Annotated in this window: 25 protein-coding genes and 1 tRNA gene; 18 read left to right on the top strand and 8 right to left on the bottom strand. The window is 69.4% G+C overall.

Annotated elements, in window-relative coordinates; translation table 11 throughout:
- A partial coding sequence (locus B2742_RS09045; protein ID WP_292065296.1) for an esterase-like activity of phytase family protein occupies window positions 1-859 on the top strand: 859 nt, incomplete at its 5' end.
- Here the strand turns inward: B2742_RS09045 and B2742_RS09040 are convergent.
- From B2742_RS09040 to B2742_RS09030, 3 genes are read right to left on the bottom strand one after another with little or no spacing between them, the layout of a single operon-like run.
- Window positions 843-1436 carry a demethoxyubiquinone hydroxylase family protein gene (locus B2742_RS09040; protein ID WP_292065294.1) on the bottom strand — a complete coding sequence of 198 codons (594 nt, stop codon included), beginning with the start codon at window positions 1434-1436 and terminating at the stop codon, window positions 843-845. The genes B2742_RS09045 and B2742_RS09040 overlap by 17 nt on opposite strands.
- Complete coding sequence (locus tag B2742_RS09035; RefSeq protein ID WP_292065292.1) at window positions 1414-1947, bottom strand: disulfide bond formation protein B; 534 nt, start codon at window positions 1945-1947, stop codon at window positions 1414-1416. The genes B2742_RS09040 and B2742_RS09035 overlap by 23 nt, the downstream gene beginning before the upstream one ends.
- A gap of 52 nt (window positions 1948-1999) precedes the next feature.
- Window positions 2000-2575 carry a YqaA family protein gene (locus B2742_RS09030; protein WP_292065290.1) on the bottom strand — a complete coding sequence of 192 codons (576 nt, stop codon included), beginning with the start codon at window positions 2573-2575 and terminating at the stop codon, window positions 2000-2002.
- A gap of 139 nt (window positions 2576-2714) precedes the next feature.
- On the opposite strand from B2742_RS09030, the gene B2742_RS09025 reads away from it, so the two are divergent.
- Window positions 2715-3155: a VOC family protein gene (locus B2742_RS09025; protein ID WP_292065289.1), complete on the top strand. Its 441-nt coding sequence runs from the start codon at window positions 2715-2717 to the stop codon at window positions 3153-3155.
- A gap of 2 nt (window positions 3156-3157) precedes the next feature.
- Window positions 3158-3766: a DUF6655 family protein gene (locus tag B2742_RS09020; RefSeq protein WP_292065287.1), complete on the top strand. Its 609-nt coding sequence runs from the start codon at window positions 3158-3160 to the stop codon at window positions 3764-3766.
- 276 nt (window positions 3767-4042) lie between these two features.
- Here the strand turns inward: B2742_RS09020 and bchE are convergent, their stop codons facing one another.
- Window positions 4043-5581 (bottom strand): magnesium-protoporphyrin IX monomethyl ester anaerobic oxidative cyclase, encoded by a 1539-nt coding sequence (gene bchE, locus B2742_RS09015; RefSeq protein ID WP_292065286.1) that lies wholly within the window; start codon window positions 5579-5581, stop codon window positions 4043-4045.
- A gap of 86 nt (window positions 5582-5667) precedes the next feature.
- On the opposite strand from bchE, the gene B2742_RS09010 reads away from it, so the two are divergent.
- The 3 genes from B2742_RS09010 to B2742_RS09000 all read left to right on the top strand — a co-directional run bounded on the left by B2742_RS09010 (window position 5668) and on the right by B2742_RS09000 (window position 8400).
- Window positions 5668-6054, top strand: a complete 387-nt coding sequence (locus B2742_RS09010) for a hypothetical protein (RefSeq protein WP_292065285.1) — start codon at window positions 5668-5670, stop codon at window positions 6052-6054.
- 69 nt (window positions 6055-6123) lie between these two features.
- The gene (locus B2742_RS09005; protein ID WP_292065284.1) at window positions 6124-7980 is read left to right on the top strand and encodes a DUF885 domain-containing protein; all 1857 of its coding nucleotides are present in this window, start codon (window positions 6124-6126) and stop codon (window positions 7978-7980) included.
- An 87-nt stretch (window positions 7981-8067) separates the two neighbouring features.
- Complete coding sequence (locus tag B2742_RS09000; RefSeq protein ID WP_292065283.1) at window positions 8068-8400, top strand: zf-TFIIB domain-containing protein; 333 nt, start codon at window positions 8068-8070, stop codon at window positions 8398-8400.
- A gap of 28 nt (window positions 8401-8428) precedes the next feature.
- Here B2742_RS09000 and B2742_RS08995 read toward each other — a convergent pair whose 3' ends face one another.
- Complete coding sequence (locus B2742_RS08995) at window positions 8429-10147, bottom strand: hypothetical protein (protein ID WP_292065282.1); 1719 nt, start codon at window positions 10145-10147, stop codon at window positions 8429-8431.
- Window positions 10148-10321: 174 nt separating this feature from the next.
- Between B2742_RS08995 and B2742_RS08990 the strand changes: the two genes are divergently transcribed.
- From B2742_RS08990 to B2742_RS08970, 5 genes are all read left to right on the top strand, one after another.
- On the top strand, window positions 10322-11026 hold the full coding sequence (locus tag B2742_RS08990) for a response regulator transcription factor (protein ID WP_292065280.1): 705 nt from the start codon (window positions 10322-10324) through the stop codon (window positions 11024-11026).
- A complete protein-coding gene (locus B2742_RS08985) occupies window positions 10995-12635 on the top strand; it encodes a stimulus-sensing domain-containing protein (protein WP_292065279.1) in 1641 nt (546 codons plus the stop codon). The genes B2742_RS08990 and B2742_RS08985 overlap by 32 nt, the downstream gene beginning before the upstream one ends.
- A complete protein-coding gene (locus B2742_RS08980; protein WP_292065278.1) occupies window positions 12632-13063 on the top strand; it encodes an HPr kinase/phosphorylase in 432 nt (143 codons plus the stop codon). Before B2742_RS08985 ends, B2742_RS08980 begins: the two co-directional genes overlap by 4 nt.
- A gap of 87 nt (window positions 13064-13150) precedes the next feature.
- Entirely contained in the window at window positions 13151-13555 is a 405-nt protein-coding gene (locus B2742_RS08975; protein ID WP_292065277.1) for a PTS sugar transporter subunit IIA, read from the top strand.
- Window positions 13552-13824 carry an HPr family phosphocarrier protein gene (locus B2742_RS08970; protein WP_292065276.1) on the top strand — a complete coding sequence of 91 codons (273 nt, stop codon included), beginning with the start codon at window positions 13552-13554 and terminating at the stop codon, window positions 13822-13824. Before B2742_RS08975 ends, B2742_RS08970 begins: the two co-directional genes overlap by 4 nt.
- Here B2742_RS08970 and B2742_RS08965 read toward each other — a convergent pair whose 3' ends face one another.
- Window positions 13825-14775 (bottom strand): rhodanese-related sulfurtransferase, encoded by a 951-nt coding sequence (locus B2742_RS08965; RefSeq protein WP_292065274.1) that lies wholly within the window; start codon window positions 14773-14775, stop codon window positions 13825-13827.
- Window positions 14776-14837: 62 nt separating this feature from the next.
- Window positions 14838-14913, bottom strand: a tRNA-Ala gene (locus B2742_RS08960).
- A 165-nt stretch (window positions 14914-15078) separates the two neighbouring features.
- Here B2742_RS08960 and B2742_RS08955 point away from each other — a divergent pair.
- From B2742_RS08955 to hisS, 5 genes are all read left to right on the top strand, one after another.
- Window positions 15079-15384, top strand: coding sequence for a YggT family protein (locus B2742_RS08955; protein WP_292065273.1), 306 nt, complete (start codon window positions 15079-15081; stop codon window positions 15382-15384).
- 132 nt (window positions 15385-15516) lie between these two features.
- Window positions 15517-16395: a 3-hydroxybutyryl-CoA dehydrogenase gene (locus tag B2742_RS08950; protein WP_292065272.1), complete on the top strand. Its 879-nt coding sequence runs from the start codon at window positions 15517-15519 to the stop codon at window positions 16393-16395.
- 10 nt (window positions 16396-16405) lie between these two features.
- Window positions 16406-16975: a phthalate transporter gene (locus tag B2742_RS08945; RefSeq protein ID WP_292065271.1), complete on the top strand. Its 570-nt coding sequence runs from the start codon at window positions 16406-16408 to the stop codon at window positions 16973-16975.
- A gap of 81 nt (window positions 16976-17056) precedes the next feature.
- Window positions 17057-18319 carry a DUF418 domain-containing protein gene (locus B2742_RS08940; RefSeq protein WP_292065269.1) on the top strand — a complete coding sequence of 421 codons (1263 nt, stop codon included), beginning with the start codon at window positions 17057-17059 and terminating at the stop codon, window positions 18317-18319.
- Window positions 18320-18362: 43 nt separating this feature from the next.
- Window positions 18363-19856: a histidine--tRNA ligase gene (hisS, locus tag B2742_RS08935; protein WP_292065267.1), complete on the top strand. Its 1494-nt coding sequence runs from the start codon at window positions 18363-18365 to the stop codon at window positions 19854-19856.
- Window positions 19857-20200: 344 nt separating this feature from the next.
- Here hisS and B2742_RS08930 read toward each other — a convergent pair whose 3' ends face one another.
- Complete coding sequence (locus B2742_RS08930) at window positions 20201-22339, bottom strand: M13 family metallopeptidase (RefSeq protein ID WP_292065264.1); 2139 nt, start codon at window positions 22337-22339, stop codon at window positions 20201-20203.
- A 151-nt stretch (window positions 22340-22490) separates the two neighbouring features.
- On the opposite strand from B2742_RS08930, the gene B2742_RS08925 reads away from it, so the two are divergent.
- Both B2742_RS08925 and B2742_RS08920 read left to right on the top strand, forming a co-directional pair.
- Window positions 22491-24326: a cation:proton antiporter gene (locus tag B2742_RS08925; protein ID WP_292065261.1), complete on the top strand. Its 1836-nt coding sequence runs from the start codon at window positions 22491-22493 to the stop codon at window positions 24324-24326.
- A gap of 235 nt (window positions 24327-24561) precedes the next feature.
- Entirely contained in the window at window positions 24562-25209 is a 648-nt protein-coding gene (locus B2742_RS08920) for a TetR/AcrR family transcriptional regulator (protein ID WP_292065258.1), read from the top strand.
- Window positions 25210-25241 lie beyond the last annotated feature (32 nt).

Genomic DNA, 25241 nt, shown 5'->3' with positions numbered 1-25241 from the left:
CCGAGCCCGGCCGGCCGGGCTCGGTCTGCCGGGCGGGGCGCGGCTGGCGGACGGCGTCCGGTTCGCCGGCGGCATCGAACTGGTGCTGGAGGCGACCTCGCCGCTGCACAGCCTGTCGGACCTGAAACTGCTCGACGACGCGGCCTTCGTCAGCGTCAGCGACGCCGGCGATCTGGTGCGCGGGCGGCTGCGCCTCGACCGGGCCGGACGGCTGGCCGGCGTCGAGGGGCTGGCGGTTCGGCGTCTGACGCTGATGGACGGCGGGCCGATCGTCGAAAAAGTCGACGGGGACGCGGAGGGGCTGGCCATCGACGCCCGGGGCGATCTGCTGGTCAGTTTCGAACGCGACCACCGCATCTGGAACTACGGCGATCCGCGGCAGCCGCGGTCCGCGCCGGTTGCGGTGCGCCAGCCCGACACGGCCTTCACCCTGAACGACGGCATGGAGGGGATCGCCGCAGGTCCGGAGGGCTGGCGCGTCAGCGGAGAGTCCGGCGGCGTCTGGGACTGCACGGCGGACCGCTGCGACGTCGTCGTCGCGCCCGCCTCGCCGATCCCCGACAGTGAATACCGGATCACCGGCATGGACCGCGATCCGTCGGGCGAAGGCTGGTTCGTGGTCCAGCGGTCGTACAATCCGCCCGTCGACGCCCGCGCCCGGGTCCGACGCATGGCCGCGGACGGGACGCTTGGCCCGGTCCTGATCGAGCTGAAACTGCCCGGCACGACCGACAATTTCGAGGGGGTGGCCGCTGTCGCCGGCCAAGGCGGGACGCGGCTCTACATCCTTTCGGACGACAACAACAATGCGACCCAGCGCACCCTGCTGCTGGCCTTCGACGTCAGATCCGTTCGCTGACCTTGATGGCCGCGCGGCAGCCGGCCTTTATCACCGCGCTGAGCAGGCCGTAGCCGGGCGCCTCGCGGCTGCCGTGGGCCACGGCGTGGTCGTGGTGGGCCAGTTCCTCGTCGCGGAAGGCCGTCAGTTCCGCCGCCAGGGCGGGGTCGCGGTCGGCCAGTTCGGCGATCTGGTCGGCGTAGTGCTCCTCGATGACGCTCTCGACCGCCTCGGTGCAGGCATGGGCGGCCTTCTCGCCCATCAGGGCGGTGCCGGTCCCCAGCGCCAGGGCCGCCAGCCGCCAGACCGGCGTCATCACCGTGGGCCGCACCCGCTCGGCGTTCAGCAGGGCGTCGAACCGGGCCAGATGCACGGCCTCCTGGGCCTGCATCTCGCCCATGTCGGCGGCGATGGCGTCCCGGCCGGCGCGGCCCTCGAACACGGCCTTCTGGGCGCGGTAGATGTGAACGGCGGCGTACTCGCCGGCGTGATCGACGCGCAGGATCTCGGCCCGGCGCCGCTGGCTCGCGCCCAGGCCGGGTCGGGCCAGCGGAATCCGGCGGGCGTCCGCCGGTTCAGATACGAGGGGCTCGGGCATCCTTGGGCCTCTTGGCGGCAAGCAGGCTGAACACGGCCAGGGCGGCCGAGATCAGGGCGTTCCATCCTGCCATGGACAGACCGAGGAAGCGCCACGTCACCGCGTCGCACATGACGACCTTCTCGATCGGGCCGGAGCCCAGGGCGAGGGCGGCCAGGCTCTCGAGATTGATGTCGCCGCCGCCGGCGCAGGTCGCGGGCAGGTCCCACCATTTCAGCTCACCGCCGAAATGGAAGCCCGCGGTGATCGCGCCGGTGGCGAAGACCACGGCCAGCAGGAAGGCGGCGATGCGCGGCGTGCCGCGGCTGCCCCGGCTGATCAGATGCCACAGGGTGGCGACCAGGGCGATGGCGACGGCGCCCCAGTAGACCTCGCGCTGCTTGAGGCAGAGGTTGCAGGGGGCGAGCTCCCCGAACCGTTCGAACGCATGGGCGGCGCCCAGCATGGCCAGCGAGGCCGCCAGGGCGAAGGCGGTCCACCACCGCGTCAGGAGTCGATAAAGGCGTCTCATCGGACGACGTTCATAGCGGGGCCGGAACGCCGCGTCGATGAGCCTCAGGCGATCAGAGCATCTTCACCGCGAGGAAGGCGCCGACCAGCACCACCAGCCCGATGATGCTCCACATCGCCAGCCGCTTTTCGACCATTTCCAGCATGGCGGGCCCCCAGCGCTTGAGCACCCAGGCCTCGGCGAAGAAGCGACCGCCGCGGGTGATGGCGCACAGGGCCACGAACAGGGGGAAGTTGAACTGGAAAATGCCCGAGGCGATGGTGATCAGCTTGAACGGGATGGGGGTCAGACCCTTGACCAGGATGACCCAGGCGCCGTGCTGCTGGAACAGGGCCTTGGAGGTCTCGAAGGTGTCGGCCTTGCCCAGCCAGGTCAGGATCATCATCCCGACATCGGTCAGGAAATAGCCGATGGCGTAGCCCAGCATGGCGCCGAGGACCGAGGCCAGGGTGCAGACGCCGGCGTAGAAATAGGCCCGGTCCGGCCGCGCCAGGATCATCGGCGCCAGCATCACGTCGGGCGGAACCGGGAAGAAGGAGCTTTCGGTGAAGGACACCACGGCCAGCGCCGGCGTGGCGTGCTTGCTGCGGGCCAGGGCGAAAACCCAGTCGTAAAGCTTGCGGAGCATGTGTTTCCCGGAAAGGCCGAACGCCGCGTCTAGCAGGCCGGGGACGGTCGCGCATCCACGGAAACCCGTCGTGAGTCGCGGTCGCGGCGAAGGGTCGCTATAGAGGCCGCCTCCCGCCTCTCCCCCAGGACGGACTCCCATGCGCTATCTGCACACCATGGTCCGCGTGACCGACCTCGACGCCTCGCTGCGCTTCTATTGCGACCTGCTGGGTCTCGAGGAGACGCGCCGCATGGAGAACGAGGCGGGGCGCTACACCCTGGTCTTTCTCGCCGCCCCCGCCGACCGCTCGCGCGCCGCAGCCGACCGGTCGCCCGAGGTGGAGCTGACCTTCAACTGGGACCCCCAGCCCTACGACGGCGGGCGCAATTTCGGCCATCTGGCCTACAAGGTCGGCGACATCTACGCCGCCTGCCAGCGGCTGATGGACGGCGGCGTCGTCATCAACCGGCCGCCGCGCGACGGCCGTATGGCCTTCGTCCGTTCGCCGGACGGCATCTCCATCGAACTGCTGCAGGAGGGCTCGCCGCGCCCGCCCGCCGAGCCCTGGGTCTCCATGCCCAACACCGGGAGCTGGTGATCTTGAAAGCGTATCCGATCCTGGCGCTTGCGCTGTTCGCCGGGGCCTGCGCCTCGACCTCCGAGACCTATCCGTCGCGCACCGCCACGGAACAGCTGCTGGTGGCCCGCGCCGCCGACCGCGCCGTCGAGGGCCTGACCCTGCCGATCCCGACCGGCTCGCGCGTCTTCGTCGACGACGCCTGGTTCCGGGCCGAGAACGCGCCCTACGCCGTCAGCGCCATCCGCAACGCCCTGTCGGACGCCGGCTATGCGCTGGCCTCCACCAAGGCCGAGGCCGACGCCGTGTTCGAGCTGCGCGCCGGCGCCCTGTCGCTGGAGCAGATGCGCCGCGTCTTCGGCCTGCCGGAGATGCGGGTGCCGATCAACGACAACTTCAACGTCGTTTCGGTGCCCGAGCTGTCGATCTACAGCCGCCGCGACCGCGTCGGCGTCGCCGAGTTCTCGGGCTTCCTCTATGAGCCCAAGACCGGCGCGCCGCTGGGGGCCGTCGTGCCCATGACCGGCGAGTTCCGCATCCGCAGCCACAAGCTGCTGATGATCGTCGCCTGGGGCCAGCAGAGCGTCGAGCCGGGCGAGCGCGATCCCGGGGACAGCTGGCGGGAATTCTAGGGACAGGGGCGAGACAATACTGTCCCCGGAAAGACATGACGCTGCTCCGGAATTGCGCGGGCTGAGCCCGCTTTCCGGCCGCGTTCCCGTCGACCGCTCCTGCGCCGGAGCCGCCGTGAAACCCTGCTGTCAAAGACGCGCGCCGCCTTTCGGGAAGGCGACGGGATCATTTTACCGCCGCCCCGCGCCGCGATGGATGATTTCCGGCGGCGGGGGTCGGGAAGGGTGAAATGAGGGTCGGGAGGGGCGAGATTATGCGGGGCGGGAAGACACGGCTCAGGCGTCCGCCATCGGCGCATTGACCTGAAGACGGGGCGGTCGGGGCGGGACGGCGGAGGCTTCCTCCTCATGATCCTGAACGGCGCCGAAATGGTCGGCGACGGTGCGGCCGTCCTTGACCCGGGCGTCGCGGAACAGGAAGCCCATGATCTCGTGGAACCAGACGCGGCGGCCCATGCGGTAGTACCACCGCGTGGCGTGGCGGATTTTCGGGTCCGGGCGCCAGATCAGCCGGGCGAGGGCCTTCGGCCGCGCCTGGCAGACGAATTCGATCGCCTTGACCCACAGGAAGACCCGCCAAGGCGGCACCCGCTTCATGGCGAGGACCTGATGCTTGTAGTCCCAGCGGCGGCGGTCGGGCTGGATCACCGCCCGGTCCTCGGCCAGCCGGTAGTAGGGCGTCCAGCGGTGCGGGGTGACGTAGAGGGCCTGAATCTGGTCGGGGTCGTAGTCGACCAGCTGGCGCAGGCCGCGCCAGAAGTCGGCGTCGGTCTGTTCGTCGAAGCCGGCGACCCATGTGGCCATCGACAGGATGCGGTGCTTGCGCAGCAGGCGGATCGCCTCGCGGTCGACATTGGCGGTCGCGCCCTTGCGGATCAGTTTCAGGGTCGGCTCGTCGGTCGATTCCATCCCCATCAGGAAGCGTTCGAAACCCGCCCGCTTGTACAGATGCAGGTCGTCGCGATCGCGCACGATGTCGCCGGCGCGGGTCGAGCCGACCAGGGTGATGTCGAGGTCGCGGGCAATGATCGCACGCAGGAAGGCGAGCCAGGGCTTGCGGCCGGCGCTGGGGTTCTCGTCGGCGAAGTTGAACACCTCGACGCCATGCTCGCGGTGCAGCCAGGCGATCTCGTCAGCCAGTTTCTCGGGATCGCGGTGGCGCCAGCGGGTCCAGAAACCGCGCTGGCCGCAGTAGTTGCACAGGTGCGGACAGCCCCGCGAGAACTGGATGACCACGGCGCGCTTGCCGCCCCAGTAGCTGTAGCGGCGGTGGTCGATCAGCTCCCAGCCGACGCGATAGTCATCCAGGGTCAGGATCACCGGCGCGGCCGGGGTGGCCGTGGGCCGGCCGTCGCGCCGGAACGCCACGCCCGGGATGTTCGACAGGTCGCCGCCGGTTTCCAGCGCGGCCAGCAGCCGCCGGGCCGTCTCCTCGCCCTCGCCGCGCACGATGGCGTCGACCTGCGGCTCGTCGCGCAGGATCTCGCGCCAGAAATAGGTCGGATGGACGCCGCCATAGACGATGTGGACGCCGGGCAGGGCGGCGCGGATACGGGCCGCGACCTCGGCGATGACGGGATGGCCGGACGACGATCCTGAATGACCGAACAGGACGGCCTCGGGCGCGCGACGCAAGGCCTCGGCCACCAGCGCGTCCACACGCATCGGCCCGAACTCGCCATCCAGCAGCGACACCTCGTGCCCGTCGTCGATGAGGGGCCCGCCGACGGCGAGCAGGCCCAAGGGCGGCAATTGTTCTTTCGGAATCCGGCTGCCGATCGCAGGATGGGGCACGTTTATGAGAAGAATGCGCATTCAGGCTCAACCGGCGGTGTCGGCGTCACCTAAGCGGGGTCGAGCCCGGGGCGCCAGCCGCCAAATGCGCGCAAGAGAGGAAAGAGATGACCGAACCCACGCTCCGCCTCGCCCAGTACCGCGCCTTCGCCGAGGCGCGACTGCATTTCAGCCGACTGTTCTTCCAGACGGTCGCCTTCGTCCTGTCGGCCCTGATCGCGGCGGCCTTCCTGTTTCGCGACGCGCCCGAGCCGGTGCGGTCGTGGCTGATGCTGGCGGCGGGCGCGGCCCTGCTGCAGACCGCCTTCATCAGCTGGAGACTGCGCCGCACCGAAGGGAGCTATGCCGACCGCCTGGCGCAGATCGAGGGCGACGGGTCAGAGGGGCCGGCCCATCCGCGCTCGGGTCCGCTGGGCGCCAAGACCTCGGTGACCGCCGCCCTGGCGTTGGCGGGCGTCGCGGCCGCAGCGGCCGGTCTCGCCGGGCTGACCTGACGCGTCCGTAACTTGCGCCCCGGCGCCGGGTCGGGGATGGTCGCGGCCTCAGTGACTCCGGGGGTTCCCATGCGCCGTCTGCTCGTTTCGTCCGCCGCCGTTCTCGCCCTGCTGGCCGGGGTTCCCGCCGTCGCCTCGGCGCAGGACGCCCACGCCGGCCATGCCGCGCCCGCCGCCGCCCAGAGCGAGGACGCCCGGCTGGCGGCCTTTTTCGAACAGGCCTTCCAGGAACGGATCGCCCTGAGCCCGCAGTCGATGACCTCGCTGGGCATCAAGACCGACTACGACAAGCTGGATGACGCCACCGACGCGGCGGCCGAGCGGTCGCTGGCCCTGGCCGAGCGGCAGCTGGCGCAGATGAAGGCCGAGTTCGATCCGGCGACGCTGAGCGCCGACAGCCGGATGTCGTGGCGGCTGTTCGAATACGGGGTGGAGCAGGCGCGGCTGTCGAACCGGTGGCGCGACTGGGGCTATCAGTTCGCGGCCAACGGCAATCCGACCACCGGCCTGCCGGCCTTCATGATCAACAACCACCGCATCGACAGCGTATCGGACGCCGAAGCCTATGTGGCGCGGCTGGTCGAGGCCGAGCGGGTGATGGGCGAGATTTCGGCGACCCTGCGGGCGCGGGCCGCGGCGGGGGTGATCTCGCCGGTGTTCGTGTTCGAGCCGACGATCGCGAATACGGGCGCGATCATCGCGGGCGCGCCGTTTGATGACGCGGCGGACAATCCGGTCTGGGCCGATTTTCAGCGCAAGATCGGCGCGCTGGAGGCCGATGCGGCGACCAAGGAACGCTTGCTGGCCGAGGGCCGGGCGGCGCTGACCGGGCCGTGGCGGCGCGGCTATGACGGCGTTCTGACCGCCCTGGCCGAGGTTGGGGCCCAGGCTGAGGCGATGCCCGACAACGCCGGCGGCGTCTGGCGCCTGCCGGAGGGCGAGGCCTATTACAACGCCCGGCTCCAGCTCTCGACCACCACGGACCTGACGGCGGACCAGATCCACGACATCGGTCTGTCTGAGGTGGCGCGGCTGCAGGGCGAGATGCAGGCGATCATGACCCAGGTCGGCTTCGAGGGCTCGCTGCAGGAGATGTTCGCCTTCCTGAAGACGGACCCGCGGTTCCAGTACCCGAACACGCCGGAGGGCAAGGAGCAGTATCTGACCGACGCCCGCGCCTTCGTGGCCCAGGTGATGGAGGCGGCGCCGCGGTATTTCAGCGACCTGCCCGAATCCGCGCTGGAGGTCCGGGCGGTGGAATCGTGGCGCGAGGCGACGGCCTCGATCGCCTTCTACAACTCGCCGGCGCCGGACGGGTCGCGGCCCGGCATCTACTACGTCAATCTGTCGGACATGACCCAGGTGCTGAAGCCCCAGATCGAGGGCATCAGCTATCACGAGGGCGCGCCGGGCCACCATTTCCAGATCGCCTATGCGCAGGAGATGGAGGGGCTGCCGCGCTTCCGTCGCTTCGGCGGCTATGGCGCCTACGCCGAGGGCTGGGGCCTGTATTCGGAGCGGCTGGGCAAGGAGATGGGCTTCTATCAGGACCCCTATTCCGACTTCGGCCGGCTCTCGACCGAGCTGTGGCGCGCGGTGCGGCTGGTGACCGACACGGGCCTGCACGCCAAGCGCTGGACCCGCGAACAGGCGATCGAATATTTCCGCCAGAACTCGCTGCTGAGCGAGCGCGACATCGTCAAGGAGGTGGAGCGCTATCTGACCAATCCGGGGCAGGCGACCAGCTACAAGATCGGCGAACTGAAGATCGTCGAGCTGCGCCAGAGGGCGGAAGCGGCGTTGGGCGACCGGTTCGACCTGCGCGACTATCACGCCGTGGTGCTGGGCTCGGGCTCGGTGCCGCTGGAGGTGCTGGAGGACCAGGTCGACGCCTGGATCGCGGCGGGCGGCGGGGCGCCGGACTGAGGCGGACGCTCCGCGCGGCCGATCGCCGCGTTGGCGGAACCGGCGCGACGCCCTAGCTCTAACGAAGAACCCCGACCGGAGACGCCGATGCCGCTCTTGATGTGCCCCAATGACAACGCCGCCATGCAGACGCTGGAGCGGGGCGGCGTGCAGTTCGACATGTGCCCGACCTGCCGCGGCGTCTGGCTGGATCGTGGCGAGTTGGAGAAGCTGATGGATTCGGCGATGCAGGACGGCCGGGCGTCCGCGCCCCAGGCCGCGCCGGCTCCGCAGGCGCAGCCCTATCCGCCGCAACAGCCGCCGCAGCAGCCGTGGGGCGGGCAGCCCGCCTATCGCGACGAACGCTATCGCAGCCGGGATGACGACGATTACCGCTACAAGAAGAAGAAGCGGGACAGCATCTTCGACATCTTCGACTGAGCCGGACCGCCCCCGCCCAGGCCAGATTTCAGGCCGCCAGGCCCGCAGCCTGCATCAGACCCTTCAGGGGGACCAGGGTTTCCGGCGCCGCGGACAGGGTGGCGCGGGATTCCGGGGCGCGGAACAGTTTGACGGCCTCGGCCTTGGCGCGGTCGGCGGCGGGGCCCAGCGGCGCCGTCTCGCCCGCGGCGAGGCGCAGCAGCACGGACAGCTTCTGCACCAGGGGCGCCGGAGAGCGGGCCAGCATCATGACGATCCGGGCGTCGGCCTCCACCGTCCCACCGATCGCCCCGATGGCGGCGTTGATCTCGGCATGGTCGCGCTCCATGAGGCCGCAGGCGCGCACGGCCCGTTGCAGCCCGGCCAGCACGCCCAGCTTCTGGGCGGCGGTCTGGGTCGTGGACGGGGCCCGCATCTCGCCCTCGAAACGCAGCGAGCCGACGCAGGCTGACAGCCAGCGGGCCGCCGACCGCTTGTTGGCGCCGCCGGTGACGTTCTCGCACAGCCGGGTCAGGGCCTCGGCCTCGCACAGCACGGTGTTGCAGGGCTTGACGTAGGCGGCCACGAAATCGGCCGTGACAATGGCCTTGGACCGTTCGTTGAACGCCGTCTGCACCTCGTCGAGCGTCAGAAGCCGCCCAGCGGTGACGGTGAGCGTCATCGCCAGGGTGCGCAGGATGTCGATCTCACCCGCGGGGTCCTTGGGGCGCAGGCGGCGCGGGCTCATCAGCTCGCGCAGGACCATGCGGGCGAGGGCGGCGGCGAGCAGGGGGAACTGCCCCGCCTCGAGCCGGGCTCCGAGACGCGCCGCGGGGCCGTCCACCGCCGGAACCTGCAGCGCCAGCCGGGGATCCTGGGCGATCAGAGCGTTGATCTCGCGCGGCGCCACCATGCGGACCACGGCGGCCAGCGAGGCGCCCTGGTCCAGCGAGGGCCCCAGCACATCGGCGAGGCTGGTCCGGGCGGCCAGCATCTCGCACAGGATCTGCTCGATCGGCACCATGACCATGGCGTGGGCCGCCCCGTCCAGGGGCGCGCGGTCGGCCAGGTCCATCAGCCGGTCGAGCCGGACCCGCCCGCCGCGCAGGCCCTTCAGGGCGCCGGACACGATCCCGCCCATGACGAAGGCGCGGTCCGGCTGCCCGATCAGGCGATGGGCGAGGTCAGCGATCGAACTGTTTTCGAGGTCGGGGAACAGATTGCGCCGTCCGGCCGAGATGACCCGTTCGACGGCCTGGTCCGAGAGCTTCTGGTAGTGGCGCACCAGATCGTGGACCGGCTGGCCCACCTCCTGGCTTTCCGGCACGGCGATCTTCTGGATGGCGTGCTGCAGTTCGACGCCTGAGGCTTCCAGCTTTTCCGCCAGATCCGGCCGGTGCAGCAGTTCGAAGGCGGTGACGCCGCTCCGCGCCAGCCAGTCCTCCAGAACCCGGCCGATCGTCTCGCGGGCGTGCGGCGTGTAGAAATCCTGGGCGCCGGTGCAGCGGGGACCCTGCTGATCTTCCGGCAGCTGCCGCTTGCGCTGGATCTCGGGCGCGCCGCGGGTCAGCACAGTCAGGCTGGTGAATTCCATGGTGTCGGGGTCGAGCGTCTCCTTGGTGACGCGGACGGCGGCGGCGCCGTGGTCGGTCAGGATGTCCTCGGCGGTCTGGACGGCGTGGGCGCGATCCTCCGTCGCCATCTGGAGGCTCCAGGGCGCGGGCGCGGTCTTTCGCACATAGACTTCGTAGTGGACGGGGCCGGCCATGATACACTCACACTGTTCAGTCCCAGTATGGCGCCAAGGCTTTAAGGCCGGGTTTCGTTGCGCATTGCGGCGGCGCAGCCCATGTTTTCCGCCGTAATCTCTCCCAGATGTTTTAGAACGGTACCGCTTGCCGCGCGTTGTGATGGCGAACGAACCGTCTGCAAGGAGCCTGACTTGGCGAACATCACCCTGGTCGACGACGACGAGAACATCGTCGCCTCCGTCTCGCTGGCGCTGGAAAGCCATGGCCACAAGGTCACGGCCTGGCACGACGGCGCGTCGGGGCTCGAGGCGCTGGAGGCCAATCCGCCCGACCTGGCCATCCTCGACGTGAAGATGCCGCGCATGGACGGGATGGAGGTGCTGCGCCGCCTGCGCCAGACCTCGCAGATCCCGGTCATCATGCTGACGTCCAAGGACGAGGAGATCGACGAGATCCTCGGCTTCAACCTCGGCGCCGACGACTACATCCACAAGCCGTTCAGCCAGCGGCTGCTGATCGAACGGGTCAAGGCCCTGCTGCGGCGCACCGGCGCCGACGGAGCGGAGCCGGATGCGGGCGGCGAGAACTCGGCCAAGGCGATCAAGCGCGGCAAGCTGTCGATGGACCCGGCGCGCCACGAGAGCACCTGGGAAGGCAAGCCGGTCAAGCTGACGGTGACGGAGTTCCTGCTGCTCCAGGCCCTGGCCCAGCGGCCCGGATTCGTGAAGAGCCGCGACAACCTGATGGACGCCGCCTACGACGATCAGGTCTATGTTGATGACCGCACCATCGACAGCCACGTCAAGCGGATGCGCAAGAAGTTCCGGGTGGTCGACCCCGAGTTCGACGCCATCGAGACCCTGTATGGCGTCGGATACCGCTATCGCGAAAGCTGATCCCCTCCCGCCGGGAGTGGCCGAACCCCGCCGCAGCGTGAAACGCTTCGGCGGGTCGCGGCTGGGCGGCCTGATTCTGGCGCTGAACCTGCTCAGCCTGCTGATCCTGTTCGTCGGCGCCCTGTTGCTGAACGAATGGAGCCGCGGCCTGATCGAGGCGCGGCAGGAGACGCTGACCGCCCAGGCCGAGCTGCTGGCCAATGTGCTGGCCGACAAGGAATATACGGTGGGCGAGCCCACGCCGCAGTTCAACGTCGAGAAGGCGCCCCTGCTGCTGCGGGACAATTTCATCCCGGCGGGCCAGCGGGCGCGGCTGTTCGACATCGACGGGCTGCTGGTCGCCGACAGCTATGCCGTGACCGAGGAGATCCCCGGCCAGGCCCTGCCGCCGGCCCTGCCCGCCGGCACGCCGGCGTCGCGGGTCGATCCCGAGGCCGAGAGCCGCGACGCCGACGATCTGGACCGCGCCCGCGCCGCCCTCGCCGCCGAGGTCGAACAGGCGCTGGACGGCGAGGCGCAGTCGACCATCCGCCGCTCCGAAGGCGGCGACCGGGTGGTCTCGGTTTCCATCCCCGTGCGCCATGTGCAGCAGGTGCTGGGGGTTCTGACGCTGGAGGCCGGCGACGTCGACGAGACCCTGGCCGCCCAGCGCCGCGCCCTGATGCCCTTCGCCCTGGTGGCCCTGTTCGTGAATCTGCTGGGGTCGCTGCTGATGCATCTGTTCGTGGCCCGGCCGGTGATGCGGCTGTCGGCGGCGGCGGACGAGGTCCGGCTGCAGCGGGCCCGGGCCATCTCCCTGCCTGATCTGGAGGGCCGCAAGGACGAGATCGGCGACCTGGCCCGGTCGCTGGAGACCATGACCGAGACCCTGTCGGACCGGATGGACGCCATCGAGGCCTTCGCCGCCGACGTCTCGCACGAGATCAAGAACCCGCTGACCTCGATCCGCTCGGCGCTGGAGACCCTGCCGCTGGTCAAGACCGCGGCGCAGCGTGAGAAGCTGACCAGCCTGCTGCAACAGGATGTGCGGCGTCTGGACCGGTTGATCACCGACATCTCCAACGCCTCGCGGCTGGACGCCGAACTGAACCGCGACCGGCCGCGCACCATCGACCTGACCCAGCTGTTGACCGAGATCGTCGGCGTCTATGAGGCCGGACTGAAACCGGGCGAGGCGCATGTGAACTTCGCCGCCCCGACGGGCGACCATGTCCAGATCATGGGCCGCGACGGGCCGCTGGGGCAGGTGTTCCGCAACCTGATCGACAATGCCCGTTCGTTCAGCCCGCCGGGCGGCACGGTGCGTTTGTCGCTGGCGCGGGACGACCTCGACCCGGACCGGCCGGTCCGGGTGCGGATCGACGACGACGGTCCGGGGATTCCGCCGGACAATCTGGAGACGGTGTTCGAGCGGTTCTACACGGCCCGCCCCCGGGGCACGGCGTTCGGGGCCAATTCGGGACTGGGTCTGTCGATCGTCCGGCAGATCGTCGAGGCGCACGGCGGGCGGGTGACCGCCGCCAACCGCCCGGATGAGGCGGGCGGCGTCGCCGGCGCGCGCTTCGAGGTCGCCCTGCCCGCGGCGTCGACGCCGGGGCGGCGTGCGTGAGCACTCCCCAACCGATCCACGCCACCGCCATGGCCCATTGGACGCCGGGGACGGGCTGGCGCGCCATCCTGATCACCGGACCGTCGGGCGCGGGCAAGAGCGATCTGGCCCTGCGCCTGCTCGGACGCGGCTGGCGGCTGGTGGCCGACGACTATGTCCATGTCTTCGCCTCGGGAGACGCCCTCTACGCCACCGCGCCGGAGACGATCACCGGCCGGATCGAGGCCCGGGGCGTCGGGGTCGTCGACGCCTGCGTGCAGGGGGTGGTGCGGCTGGTCCTGGAGGTGGCGCTGACCAGGGCCGCGCCGGAGCGGCTGCCGGACGCCGAAACACGGACCGTGGCGGGCCGGTCCCTGCCGCTGGTCCGACTGGCCGGTTTCGAGGGCTCGGCGGTCGAAAAGGTCGCGGCGGCCATCGCCCGGCTTTAACCCGGCGCGGACTTGGGCTATTCCGCCCGGCTTGCGGCGCGCTCAAGGGCGGCCGGACGCGGGGGCGAAAGTCTTGGTGAAGCCTTCATGATCGGGCTGGTGATTGTCACCCACGGGGGACTGGCCTCGGAATTCCTTGCGGCCATGGAGCATGTGGTGGGGCCCCAGCGCGGGGTCGCGGCCATCTGTATCGGGCCCGAGGACGACATGGAGCGGCGTCGCCGCGACATCGTCGACGCCGCCGCGGCCGTGAACGACGGCGACGGCGTCATCCTGCTGACCGACATGTTCGGCGGCACGCCGTCCAACCTGGCCATATCGGTGATGGAGGAAACCCGCGCCGAGGTCATCGCCGGGCTGAACCTGCCCATGCTGATCAAACTGGCCAGCGTGCGCGGCCGCGAGCCGCTGGAGTCCTGCGTCGCCCACGCCCAGGACGCCGGCCGCAAATACATCTCGGTCGCCAGCTGGGTGCTCCAGGGCGAGAAATGACCGCCGCCGCGACCGCCAACATCTGCAACACCCGCGGCCTGCACGCCCGCGCCTCGGCCAAATTCGTCAAACTGGCCTCGACCTTCGACGCCGAGGTCCACGTCACCCGCGACGGCGTCACGGTGAACGCCCTGTCGATCATGGGCCTGCTGATGCTGGGCGCCGGCAACGGCTGCACCATCGACATATCGGCCGAGGGCGCCGAGGCCGCGGACGCCGTGGCCGCACTGGCCGAGCTGGTCGCGCGCAAGTTCGACGAGGACCAGTAGTCAGTCTTCAGACGGCGCCTGCACCGCCCCGATGTGGGCCATGCCGCGCCCGGCGGCGATCTCCACCTGTTTGGCCCGCTCGAGATAACGCGCCCGGTCCGCCTCGGTCCGACTGTCGGCGCAGCGGTCGCAACAGACGCCCTCGATGTAGCGGGGCGACATCCGCCCCGCGTCGCTGACCGGCATGCGGCAGCCCCGGCACAGGCTATGGGTCCCGGGGGTCAGGCCGTGGCCGACGGCGACCCGTTCGTCGAAGACGAAACACTCGCCGCGCCACAGGCTGTCCGCCGCCGGCGTCGTCTCCAGATAGCGCAGGATGCCGCCCTCCAGATGGAAGACGTCCTGCACGCCCTCCGACTTGAGGAAGGCGGTGGCCTTTTCGCAGCGGATGCCGCCGGTGCAGTACATGGCCACCTTCGGCGGGGTCGGCCTGTCCAGCAGGGCCCGGCCCTCGGTGCGGAACCAGTCGGGAAAGTCGCGGAAGCCGCGGGTGTTGGGCTGGACCGCGCCGGCGAAGGCGCCGACGGCGGCCTCATAGTCATTGCGGGTGTCGATGACGACGACGTCGGGATCCTGGATCAGCGCGTTCCAGTCGGCCGGCGCGACATAGGTCCCGGCGTTGACGGCGGGATCCAGGTCCGGCTGGCCCATGGTCACGATCTCGGGCTTGATCCGCACCTTCAGCCGGTGGAAGGGCATGGACGCCGCGTCCGCGAACTTCACATCCAGCTCGGCGAAACCGGGCAGGGCGCGGATGCCGCCCAGCACGCGGTCGATCGCGGCGGGCGGTCCGGCGATGGTCCCGTTCAGACCCTCATGCGCCACCAGCAGGGTGCCGCGCACATCCGGCCGGCACAGGGCGTCGAGCCGGTCGCGGACTGCCTCGCAGTCGGTGATGGCCGCGAACCGGTAGAGGGCGGCGACGCGGACGGGAGAGGGGGGAACGGCCACGAAGGGCATCCTGCTTCGCGCTATGGGACTTGTCCTGCGAAGCGCGCCAGCGCGAAGCAGGATGGTGGAGCCGAGGGGAGTCGAACCCCTGACCTCGTCATTGCGAACGACGCGCTCTACCAACTGAGCTACGGCCCCCCTTGCCCCGTTGAACCACGGGGCGCAGGCGAGCGCGCGACATACGAGGGGCGGGGCGGGAGTGTCAACGGGGTTGGCGTCGCGACGCCCTGCGACGCCGGAATCCTTGGACGCCGGACGCGGTCACGCTAGAAGCGGGACTGATTTCGCTTCGGGAGCCCCTTCATGGGTTACGCCATCGTCTGGCTGGTCAATACGATCCTGTCGATCCTGACCTGGTCGATCATTCTGTCGGCCATCATCAGCTGGCTGTTCGCCTTCGACGTCATCAACCGCCGCAACCGGTTCGTGAACCAGGTGGCCGACTTTCTCGACCGGATCACCGCGCCGCTGCTGGAGCCGTTCCGCCGCATCCTTCCGTCGCTGGGCGGGATCGACATCTCGCCGATCGTGGTCCTGCTGCTGATCAATTTCGCGCGGATCCTGTTCAACCGGATGAGCGCCCCCCATCTGATTTCGCTGCTCGGCTAGGGGCGTGCGCGACCGGGACGCCACGCAGGGACAGGTTCGCGGCGCCCGTCGCGTTCCGCCCTTGCGCCGTCCCACAAGGGTCCTAAGGTGCCGCTCCGACCGGGCTTCGCGCCTGCCAGCTAACCGGAATTCATGACCACGATCCGATCCGTCGCCATCATCGGCGCAGGCCAGATGGGCGCAGGCATCGCCCAGGCCGTGGCCGCCGGCGGCTATCAGGTGCTGCTGTACGACGCCGCCGCCGATCGCGTGCCCCAGGCCCAGGCGGCCGTGGCCGCCAGTCTGGCGCGCCAGGTCGAGCGCGGCCTGACCGACCAGGCGGCCGCCGACGCCGTTCTGTCGCGCATCTCCCCGGCGGCGTCGCTCGCGGCCGCGGCCCGGGCCGATCTGGTCATTGAGGCGGCGGTCGAGGACGAGGCGGTCAAGAAGGCCATCCTGGTCGAACTGGTCCCCCACCTCGGGCCCGACACCTTGCTGGCGTCCAACACCTCGTCGATCTCGATCACCCGACTGGCCTCGGCGACCGACCGGCCGGACCGGTTCATCGGCCTGCATTTCATGAAGCCGGCCCCGGTGATGAAACTGGTCGAGATCATCCGCGGCATCGCCACCTCGGCGGACACCTATGACACGGCGGTCGCCTTCGCCGAATCGCTGGGCAAGACCACCACCAACGCCGAGGACTTCCCCGCCTTCATCGTCAACCGCATCCTGGTGCCGATGATCAACGAGGCGATCTACACCCTGTATGAAGGGGTCGGGAACGTCGCCTCGATCGACAAGGCGCTGAAGCTGGGCGCCAACCATCCGATGGGGCCGCTGGAGCTGGCGGACTTCATGGGGCTGGACGTCGTCCTGGCGATCATGAACGTGTTGTATGAGGGTCTGGCCGACAGCAAATACCGGCCGTGCCCGCTGCTGGTGAAATATGTCGAGGCCGGCTGGCTGGGCCGCAAGTCCGGGCGCGGCTTCTACGACTATTCCGGCGAGACGCCGGTTCCGACGCGGTGAATCCGGCCCGATGATCCCCACCCTGGAAAAGCCCGAAGACTTTCCCGGTCAGCAACGGGTGGCCCTGCGGCGCGACCCGGTCCGGCTCGTGCTGGCGGCCGTGGCCGGCGCCTTCTGGCCGCCGATCCCGATCACCCTGATGATCTGGCCGCCGAACAACTGGATGCCCTCGCTGGAGATCGACCTGCGTCTGGTGGCGCTGTTCATCGGCGCGCTCGCGGTTCCCGCGGGCCTGTGGCTGCTGTTGCGCGAGCGCAGGCGCACCGGGCGTCCGTCGACGCGGCTGGGCGTGGTCTGGCGCTTCATGTTCTATGGCGGCCTGCTGGCGGCTGCGTTGCAGGCGCTGTTCGCCATCATCCTGTGCGTCATCGGCTGGTTCGAGGCCGGCGGCATCGCCCAGGCCGCGGGCGCCACCGAGACGACCCTGTTGATCTATGGCGTCGGCCTGCTGCCCGTCGCCGTCATGGTCGGGGTCAGCTACGCGCTGTGGGCTGGCCTGTGCGCCGCCTTCATCGCCTTCACGCCCCAGCCCGAGGTGCGCGACCGGCTGGGCGTGATGGTCGAGCGCGACGACGACTGACTGTCCGCTTCATTACGTCGATTTAAGTTTCCCTTGCCTCGAACCGCGACCAAGGATCGGTCTGCCGTAGAGGGGGCTTTCATGGCGAACATCGAGATCGACGCGACCGCGCAGCCGCAGACCGTGCTGGCGCCCGTCGCGCCCAGGAACCGGATCGCCACGCTGGACGTGCTGCGAGGCTTCGCGGTTCTCGGCATTCTGGCGGTCAATGTGGCGGCCTTCGCCTATCCGTCCGCGGTCTATTTCAACCCCGAACTGGGCCCCTTCCCGCTGATCGGCGACGCCGCCGTGGCGGAGTGGGTGGCCAAGGTGTTCTTCCACTCCAAATTCATCGCCCTGTTCTCGATGCTGTTCGGGGCCTCGATCTTCCTGGTCGGCGGCGAACGCAAGGACCGGCCGCGCGGGCGGCTGATCCGCAACAGGCTGTTCTGGCTGATCGTCATCGCCCTGCTCCACGGCCTGCTGTTCTGGTACGGCGACGTGCTGCTGATGTACGGCGTGGCCGGCCTGCTGGTGATGTTCACCCGTTCCTGGAAGGCCCGCACCCTGATCCTGGTCGGGGCGATCATCACCACCCTGATGTTCCTGCTGCAGGGCGGTTCGATGCTGGCGCTGATGTTCGCGCCGCCCGAGGTGTTGGCCAATGTGGCGAGCCAGATGGGCGGCGGCGGCGGCGCCACGGCCGAGAGTGTCGCTGCCTCCATCGCCGCCTACAAGAGCGGCTGGTCCGGCATGCTGGCCGAGAACTTCAAGGCGTGGACCTTCCTGCAGGGCCTCAGCGTGACCTTCATGCTGATCCCGACCGGCGGACTGATGATGCTGGGCATGGGGCTGCTCAAGAGCGGCTTCTGGGCCGGGCGGGCGCCCGCCTGGGTCTATGGCCTGCTGATCCTCGTCGGCGGCGCGGTGCTGGCCGCCCTGGGGTGGACCGAATGGCAACGCATCGGCGACGGCGAGCCCCTGTCGCGGATGGACATGATGGCCACCGCCGCGGGCGCCGCGCCGGTGCTGATCACCCTGGCCTACGCCAGCCTGCTGATCCTGCTGACGACACGCGGGGCCGGCTGGCTCACCGCCGTGTTCGCGCCGGTCGGGCGGATGGCCTTCACCAACTATCTCAGCCAGACCGTCATCATGACCACCCTGTTCACCCAGCCGTGGGGGCCGCACTGGATCGGGAGCATGGATCGCCCGGCGCTGTGGGGCGTGGTGGGCGCGGTGTGGGTGTTGCAGCTGATCTGGTCCCCGCTCTGGCTGTCGGTGTTCCAGATGGGGCCGCTGGAATGGCTGTGGCGGTGCCTCAGCTACGGCCGGCTGGTGCCGATCCGCAACCCCCGGAGCTGACCGCCGCGTTGCTCCGGGCCGGGGGATGGCGTAAGCGCGCGCCATGAGTTCCGACGCCTCCCCCCGCCCCGAAGCCCGCAACCCCCGCGGCTTCGCCGACCGTCGCGGCCGCGACCTGATCGCCGAGCGCCGCCTCGTGGCCCGGGTGTCCGAGGTCTATGAGCGCTGGGGGTTCGAGCCGCTGGAGACGGGGGCGTTCGAATACGCCGACGCCCTGGGCAAATTCCTGCCCGACGCCGATCGTCCGAACGAGGGCGTCTTCGCGCTGCAGGACGATGACGATCAGTGGATGGCGCTGCGCTACGATCTGACCGCGCCGCTGGCCCGGTTCGCGGCGCAAGGCTGGGAGACCCTGCCCAAGCCGTTCCGCCGCTACGCCTTCGGCCCGGTGTGGCGCAATGAGAAGCCCGGCCCCGGGCGGTTCCGCGAGTTCGTCCAGTGCGACGCCGACACCGTCGGCTCGGACCGGCCCGAGGCCGACGCCGAGATCATCGCCATGGCCTGCGAGGGACTGCGCGCGGCGGGGCTGGACGCGGGGCAGGCGGTGGTGCGGGTTTCGAACCGCAAGCTGTTCGACGGCCTGTTCGAGGCGGGCGGCGTCACTGATTCTGTCCAGAAACTGACCGCCCTGCGCGCCATCGACAAATTCGACCGCTTGGGTTGGGAGGCCACGCGACTATTGCTGGGCGAGGGCCGAACTGATGAGTCGGGCGATCGCACCGATGGAGCCCGTCTTCCCCCCTCACTCATATCCTCCATTGACGTATTTCTGGCCACGGCAAACTCCCCTGACCTATCGCGGTCCGAAGTTCTGGAAGTCATCTCCAAAGGCGGCCCGATCGGCGGTGCGGGCGAGGCGGCCCTGACCGAACTGGCCGCCATCGACGCCGCCCTGAACGCGATGAAGGTGAGCCAGGACGCCGTGCGCTTCGATCCGACCATCGTGCGCGGGCTGGAATATTACACCGGGGCGGTGTTCGAGGCCGAACTGCTGCTGGACACCGTCGACGAAAAGGGCCGGGCCGTGCGCTTCGGCTCGATCGGCGGCGGCGGGCGCTATGACGATCTGGTGGCGCGGTTCACCGGCGAGCGGCTGCCGGCGACCGGCTTTTCGTTCGGGGTGTCGCGTCTGGCCTCGGCCCTGCGCGCGGCCGGACGCGGCGACGAGGACGCGGTGCGCGGGCCGGTCGTGGTGATCGTCTTCTCGGACGCCGACATGCAGCACTACCTCGACGCGGTGTCCGAGCTGCGCAACGCCGGGATCGCGGCCGAACTGTATCTGGGTCGGGCGGGGATGAAGGCGCAGATGAAATACGCCGACCGCCGCGGCGCGCCGGCCGCCGTCATCCTCGGCGGCGACGAGATCGCGGCGAACCAGGTCACGGTCAAGGATCTCGACGCGGGCCGCGCCCTGGCCGCCGGCGTCAGCGACAATGAAGCGTGGAAATCGGAACGGCCGGGCCAGCAGGTCGTGCCGCGATCCGACCTGGTCGCCACCGTCGCCCGGATCGTGGCGCAGGCGCGCAAGGCGTCGTGACTTATCACTGATAAGGTTTAAAAAATCCCGGTTTCACTCGCCGCTTCATTGACTTGCGGCCCCAAATGTCGTCTTTCTGACGCACTCGGGAAGCGCAGCGTTTCGACGCAGCAGCGGCCCGGAGGCGTTTCGGGGAGGAAACGTCCGCTCGTCAAAGAGCGAAAGAAAGCCCGCCGCGATGTATCCCCCGCGGCGGGCTTTTTTGCATCCGGAATCATGGCGCTAACGCTCGCCGCGCGGCAGCTCGCTGCTTGAGCGCGTTCGCTCCCGACGACCCCCTGCCCAAAGAGAAAGGGGGCCGGAGCGTCAGCTCCGACCCCCTCGTCGTCAGCGCATGAAACGCCCTACCAGATGCGCACCCGGTCTTCCGGCGCGAGGTAGTATTTGTCGCCGGGCTGGACGTCGAAGGCCTCGTACCAGGCGTCGATGTTGCGGACCGGACCGATGACCCGGAACTCGGCCGGGCTGTGCGAGTCGGTGTCGATCTGCTGGCGCAGGGCGTCGTCACGGTATTTCGACTGCCAGACCTGGGCCCAGCCGTAGAAGAAGCGCTGGTCGCCGGTCGTGCCGTCGAGAATCGGCGCGGGCTGGCCGTTCAACGACAGGTGATAGGCCTCGAGACCGACGGCGTTGCCGGCGGCGTCGCCGATGTTCTCGCCCATGGTCAGGGCGGGACGGACCCGGAAACCCGGAAGAGGCTCGAACTCGCCGTATTGCGCGCCGAGGCGGGCGGTCAGGGCGTCGAAATTGGCCCGGTCCTCGGCCGTCCACCAGCTGCGCAGAACGCCGTCGCCGTCGGACTTGGAGCCCTGGTCGTCGAAGCCGTGACCGATTTCGTGGCCGATGACGCCGCCGATGCCGCCGTAGTTGACCGCCGGATCTGCGTTCGGATCGAAGAAGGGCGGCTGCAGGATGGCGGCCGGGAAGACGATCTCGTTGTTGGTCGAGTTGTAGTAGGCGTTCACCGTCTGCGGGGTCATGCCCCACTCTTCCTTGTCCACCGGCTGGTTCAGGCGGTTCAGCTGGTAGTTCCAGCGGAACAGGCCGGCCCGCTCGCCGTTGCCGAACAGGTCGTCCGGGCGGATTTCGAGAGCCGAGTAGTCGCGCCACCGGTCGGGGTAGCCGATCTTGACCGTGAACTTGGCCAGCTTCTCCTGGGCCGCGGCCTTGGTGGCGTCGCCCATCCAGTCATAGGTGTTGATGCGGTTGCTGAGCGCGACGCGCAGGTTGGCGACCAGCGCCTCCATCTGCGCCTTGGACTCGGCGGGGAAGTATTCGGCGACGTACTGGCGGCCGACGGCCTCGCCCAGCATGCCTTCGGCGAAGCTGATGCCGCGCTTGTCACGGGGACGTTGCATGGGCTGGCCCTGCAGGTCACGCGATCGGAACTCCCATTGGGCGTCCGCGAATCGGCTCGACAGGCGCGAGGCGGCCTGGTCGGTGGTGTGGAAGGCCTGCCAGGCCTGGAGGGTGGCGACCGGGGTGTCCGCAAAGATGGCGGCGATCGCGGGCATGGCCGTGTCCTGGCGGACGATCAGCCGGGGCACGTCGCCGACCCCGACGGCCGTATAATAGGCCTGCCACGGGAAGCCCGGCGCTTCATCCGCCAGCTGGCCGATGGTGTATTCGTTGTAGGTCTCGTCGCGGTTGCGGTTTTGCTCCGGCGTCCAGTGCGCCTCGGCGATCCGGTTCTCGAAAGCGAGGATCGCGTCCGCGCTCGCCGCCGGGTCTTCCCAGCCGACCATGGTCAGCATCCGCTCGACATAGGCGCGGTACAGGGCCTTCTTCTCGGCCCATCGGTCCGCCAGATAGTAGTCACGGTTGGGCAGGCCGAGGCCGGCCTGGCCGGTCGAGACGACATAGCGGGTCGGCGCCTTCTGGTCGGTGGTGATGCCTGTGCCGAAGATCGAGGCGCCCACGCGGCCCTGCGTCTGGCCCATGTAGACGGCCATGGCGTCGTGAGTGTTCGCGGCCCGGATGGCGGCGAGGTAGGGCTGAAGCGGCTGGGCGTCCAGCGCCTCGATCCGGTCCTCGTCCATGTAGGCGCGATAGGCGTCGGCGATCTTCTGTTCGTCGGAGCCGGGGGTCAGGTCGGTGCGCGCGACCAGGGCGTCGATCATCACCTTGACGCGGTTGTCCGACAGTTCCCGAAGCAGGTTGAACGAGCCGTAGGAGGTGCGGTCGGAGGGGATCTGAAGCTGGTCCAGCGCAGCGCCATTGGCGTAGCGCATGAAGCTGTCGCCTGGACGCACCGAGGTGTCGCGACCCGCCAGATCAAAGCCCCAGGTCCCGTAGCGCGGCGTTTCCACGCCCTGATAGCCTTGGACGGTCGCGCCTTCGGCGGGCGTCTGGAACAGTTCGAAGATCGTGCAGCTTTCGTCGATGCAGGCGTGGCCATGGTCATCTCCGCCGACCTGGGCGGACGCCACGGACGCGGGCAGGAGCAGGGCGCCGAGCGCGGCGCCGATCAGCAGTTTCTTCATGGGGGTTCCTCGACTTCGCTTCTCTTGGGACAGCGTCGTCGGCGACCCTACGCCCCGGGTCCCCGCTGTCGCCTGAATTTTTTGTCATGTGCGACGGAAAGCCAGACGGGGCGGCGTTTCAGCCTGTAGGCTGCGCCCCGACGGAGGGCGAATGGCGACTCACGGCGGCGGCGGCGAATACAAGGATCTGGTGGTCTTCCTGGCCGCGGCCGGCGTGGTCGTGCCGCTGTTCAACCGACTGAAGATCAGCCCCGTGCTGGGGTTTCTCGCCGCCGGCGTGCTGCTGGGTCCGGACGGGTTGGCCCGACTGTCCGAATACGCGCCCTGGCTCTCGTGGCTGACGATCTCGGACGCGACCCAGATTCGCTCCCTGTCCGAACTGGGCGTCGCCTTCCTGCTGTTCATGATCGGGCTGGAGCTGTCGTGGGAACGGCTGCGGGCCATGCGCAAGCTGGTGTTCGGCCTCGGCCTGACCCAGGTGGCGGCCTGCACCGTCGCGCTGGCGGCGGTGTTCGTCTTCATGGGTCAGCCGCTGGTCTCGGCGGCGGTGCTGGGCATGGGGCTGGCGCTGTCCTCGACGGCGGTGGTGATGCCGGTGATGGCCGAGCGCGGGCGGATCAAGACGACGGCCGGACGCGCCACCTTCTCGATCCTGCTGGCCCAGGATCTGGTCGTCGCCCCGATCCTGATCACCGTCACCGTGCTGGCGGCCCTCGCCCAGAGCGGCGTGGGCGGCGGCGATTTCGACCCGGCGGTGCTGCGGCCCGCCCTGTTCACCCTGATCCCGGCCGCCATCGGCCTGGCCTTGCTCGTCGTGCTCGGCCGGCTGGTGCTGCGGCCCATGTTCCGCTCCGTGGCCCGGGCCAAGGCCAAGGGGCAGGGGCAGGAGATGTTCATCGCCGCCAGTCTGCTGGTGGTCGTCGGCGCCGGCGTGGCGGCCCAGGCCGCCGGACTGTCGATGAGTCTCGGCGCCCTGATCGCGGGGCTGTTGCTGGCCGAAACCGAGTTCCGCCGCGAGGTCGAGATCTCGATCGAGCCCTTCAAGGGCCTGCTGCTGGGCGTGTTCTTCGTCGGGGTCGGGATCAGCCTCGACCTCGACGCCGTGGCCGCAGATCCCGTCGCGGTGTTCGGTCTCGCCGTCATGCTGACCCTGCTCAAGGCCGTCCTGATCTTCGGGGCCGCCCGCCTCTGGGGCCTGAACAACCGCACCGCCATCGAAACGGCGCTGGTGCTGGGGCCGGCGGGAGAGTTCGCCTTCGTCATCCTGGGGGCCGGGCTGGTCGAGGGGATCGCCTCGCCCGCCTTCACCCGGACGGTCCTGATGGCCGCGACGATCAGCATCTTCACCGTGCCCCTGATGGCCGTCATCGCCGACCGGCTGCTGGCGCGCGCGGCGCCGGCCGCGCCGGAACTGCCGCCCGAGGCGCTGGAGCCGCCCTCGGCCACATCGGGTCAGGTGCTGATCGTCGGGTTCGGCCGGGTCGGGCGGCTGGTCGGGGAGATGCTGACCGAACACGGCCAGGAATTCCTCGCCATCGACGCCAATCCCACGACCGTGGCCCTGGGCCGGAGAGAGGGCGCCAATGTCTTCTATGGCGACGCCGGACGGACCGAGATGCTGCAACGCTGCGGCATCGACACGGCGCGGGCGGTGGTGGTCACCATGGATGCGCCCGCCAAGGTGGACGAGGTGGTGGTCGCGACGCGGTCGCTGCGGCCGGACCTGATCCTGATCGCCCGCGCCCGGGATCACAAACACGCCGCGCGGCTGTACGCCCTCGGAGTGACCGACGCCGTCCCGGAGACCACCGAGGCGAGCCTGCAACTGGCCGAGAACACCCTGGTCGATCTGGGCGTGCCCATGGGGCTGGTGCTGGCGTCGATCCACGAGCGGCGGGACCGGTTCCGCAAGCTGTTTCAGGAGTCCATGCCCGACAGCGACGCGGTCCGCAGCCCGCGGGCGTTGCGCTCCACGCTGCGTCGCTGAGCCGCACCGACGGAGAACAGGCCCACGCACGTTAACCGCATGACTATCCGGGCTGTTAATCCCGCTACCCCATTTTGGTCATCGTTGCGTGATGATTGCCCCGTTCTCGCCTGACAGGCGATGTGTCTGCGTGCCTTCGCGCCCGCCCCGGATTGTCCATCGCTTCGGCGTATAGTTCCCACGGCGCTCCCCACACCGCCGCCCAGTGAGTAACCGTTCCATGCGAGATGTCGCCTTGACCCCTTCCCCGGCCGCCGATTCCGAAGCCGAGACCCCCCGGCTGAACCGCCGCCAGGCCGCCAAGGTCCGCACCCGCCAGAAGGTGCTGGACGCCGCGCGGACCCTCTTCGCAGAGCGCGGCTATGAGCCGGCCACCATCCGCGACATCGCCAAGGGCGCGGGCATGTCGACCGGCGCCGTCTTCGCCAATTTCCAGGACAAGGCCGAACTGTTCGAGGCCGTCCTGTCGGAAGACCTGGCGAAGCTGGCCGAGACGCTGAAGACCGCGGCCGCCGCCGAGACCTCGCTGCGCGCCCGTCTGTTGGCCGCAATGACCGCCGGCTACCATGCCTCGCTGGAACAGCTTCCGCTGGTCCAGGCTGTCGTGGCCCGCTCGTGGTTCCAGCCGGTCGCAGCCGAAATGCGCACCCGCGCCGCCATCAAGCCGCTGGTCATGGTCGTCTCGGACGCCCTGCAGACCGGCGTGCGGGAAGGCGAGCTGCGCCAGGACGCCGATGTGCGCCTGCTCAGCGAGCTGATCTATGACGCCTATCTGTCCAACTATCGCGGCGCCGCCTACGACGGCTGGACCATGCAGCAGCTGACGACCCAGATCGGCAAGCAGATCGATGTGATCCTGGCCGGACAGCTGAGCCGGCAGTAACCACAGCGTCCTTCCCCCCTTGCGGGGGAAGG

The sequence above is a fragment of the Brevundimonas sp. UBA7664 genome (assembly GCF_002483305.1).
Taxonomy (GTDB): Bacteria; Pseudomonadota; Alphaproteobacteria; order Caulobacterales; family Caulobacteraceae; genus Brevundimonas.
The sequence above is the reverse complement of the archived record's forward strand: the minus strand, read 5'-3'. Positions and strand labels throughout refer to the sequence as shown.

Excerpts from the sequence above, each read along its gene's own strand:
- B2742_RS09040 (WP_292065294.1), bottom strand. The coding sequence starts at position 1,436 with ATGCCCGAGCCCCTCGTATCTGAACCGGCGGACGCCCGCCGGATTCCG.
- B2742_RS09035 (WP_292065292.1), bottom strand. The coding sequence starts at position 1,947 with ATGAGACGCCTTTATCGACTCCTGACGCGGTGGTGGACCGCCTTCGCC.
- B2742_RS09030 (WP_292065290.1), bottom strand. The coding sequence starts at position 2,575 with ATGCTCCGCAAGCTTTACGACTGGGTTTTCGCCCTGGCCCGCAGCAAG.
- B2742_RS09025 (WP_292065289.1), top strand. The coding sequence starts at position 2,715 with ATGCGCTATCTGCACACCATGGTCCGCGTGACCGACCTCGACGCCTCG.
- bchE (WP_292065286.1), bottom strand. The coding sequence starts at position 5,581 with ATGCGCATTCTTCTCATAAACGTGCCCCATCCTGCGATCGGCAGCCGG.
- B2742_RS09010 (WP_292065285.1), top strand. The coding sequence starts at position 5,668 with ATGACCGAACCCACGCTCCGCCTCGCCCAGTACCGCGCCTTCGCCGAG.
- B2742_RS09005 (WP_292065284.1), top strand. The coding sequence starts at position 6,124 with ATGCGCCGTCTGCTCGTTTCGTCCGCCGCCGTTCTCGCCCTGCTGGCC.
- B2742_RS09000 (WP_292065283.1), top strand. The coding sequence starts at position 8,068 with ATGCCGCTCTTGATGTGCCCCAATGACAACGCCGCCATGCAGACGCTG.
- B2742_RS08995 (WP_292065282.1), bottom strand. The coding sequence starts at position 10,147 with ATGGCCGGCCCCGTCCACTACGAAGTCTATGTGCGAAAGACCGCGCCC.
- B2742_RS08985 (WP_292065279.1), top strand. The coding sequence starts at position 10,995 with ATGGCGTCGGATACCGCTATCGCGAAAGCTGATCCCCTCCCGCCGGGA.
- B2742_RS08975 (WP_292065277.1), top strand. The coding sequence starts at position 13,151 with ATGATCGGGCTGGTGATTGTCACCCACGGGGGACTGGCCTCGGAATTC.
- B2742_RS08970 (WP_292065276.1), top strand. The coding sequence starts at position 13,552 with ATGACCGCCGCCGCGACCGCCAACATCTGCAACACCCGCGGCCTGCAC.
- B2742_RS08955 (WP_292065273.1), top strand. The coding sequence starts at position 15,079 with ATGGGTTACGCCATCGTCTGGCTGGTCAATACGATCCTGTCGATCCTG.
- B2742_RS08950 (WP_292065272.1), top strand. The coding sequence starts at position 15,517 with ATGACCACGATCCGATCCGTCGCCATCATCGGCGCAGGCCAGATGGGC.
- B2742_RS08945 (WP_292065271.1), top strand. The coding sequence starts at position 16,406 with ATGATCCCCACCCTGGAAAAGCCCGAAGACTTTCCCGGTCAGCAACGG.
- B2742_RS08940 (WP_292065269.1), top strand. The coding sequence starts at position 17,057 with ATGGCGAACATCGAGATCGACGCGACCGCGCAGCCGCAGACCGTGCTG.
- hisS (WP_292065267.1), top strand. The coding sequence starts at position 18,363 with ATGAGTTCCGACGCCTCCCCCCGCCCCGAAGCCCGCAACCCCCGCGGC.
- B2742_RS08930 (WP_292065264.1), bottom strand. The coding sequence starts at position 22,339 with ATGAAGAAACTGCTGATCGGCGCCGCGCTCGGCGCCCTGCTCCTGCCC.
- B2742_RS08925 (WP_292065261.1), top strand. The coding sequence starts at position 22,491 with ATGGCGACTCACGGCGGCGGCGGCGAATACAAGGATCTGGTGGTCTTC.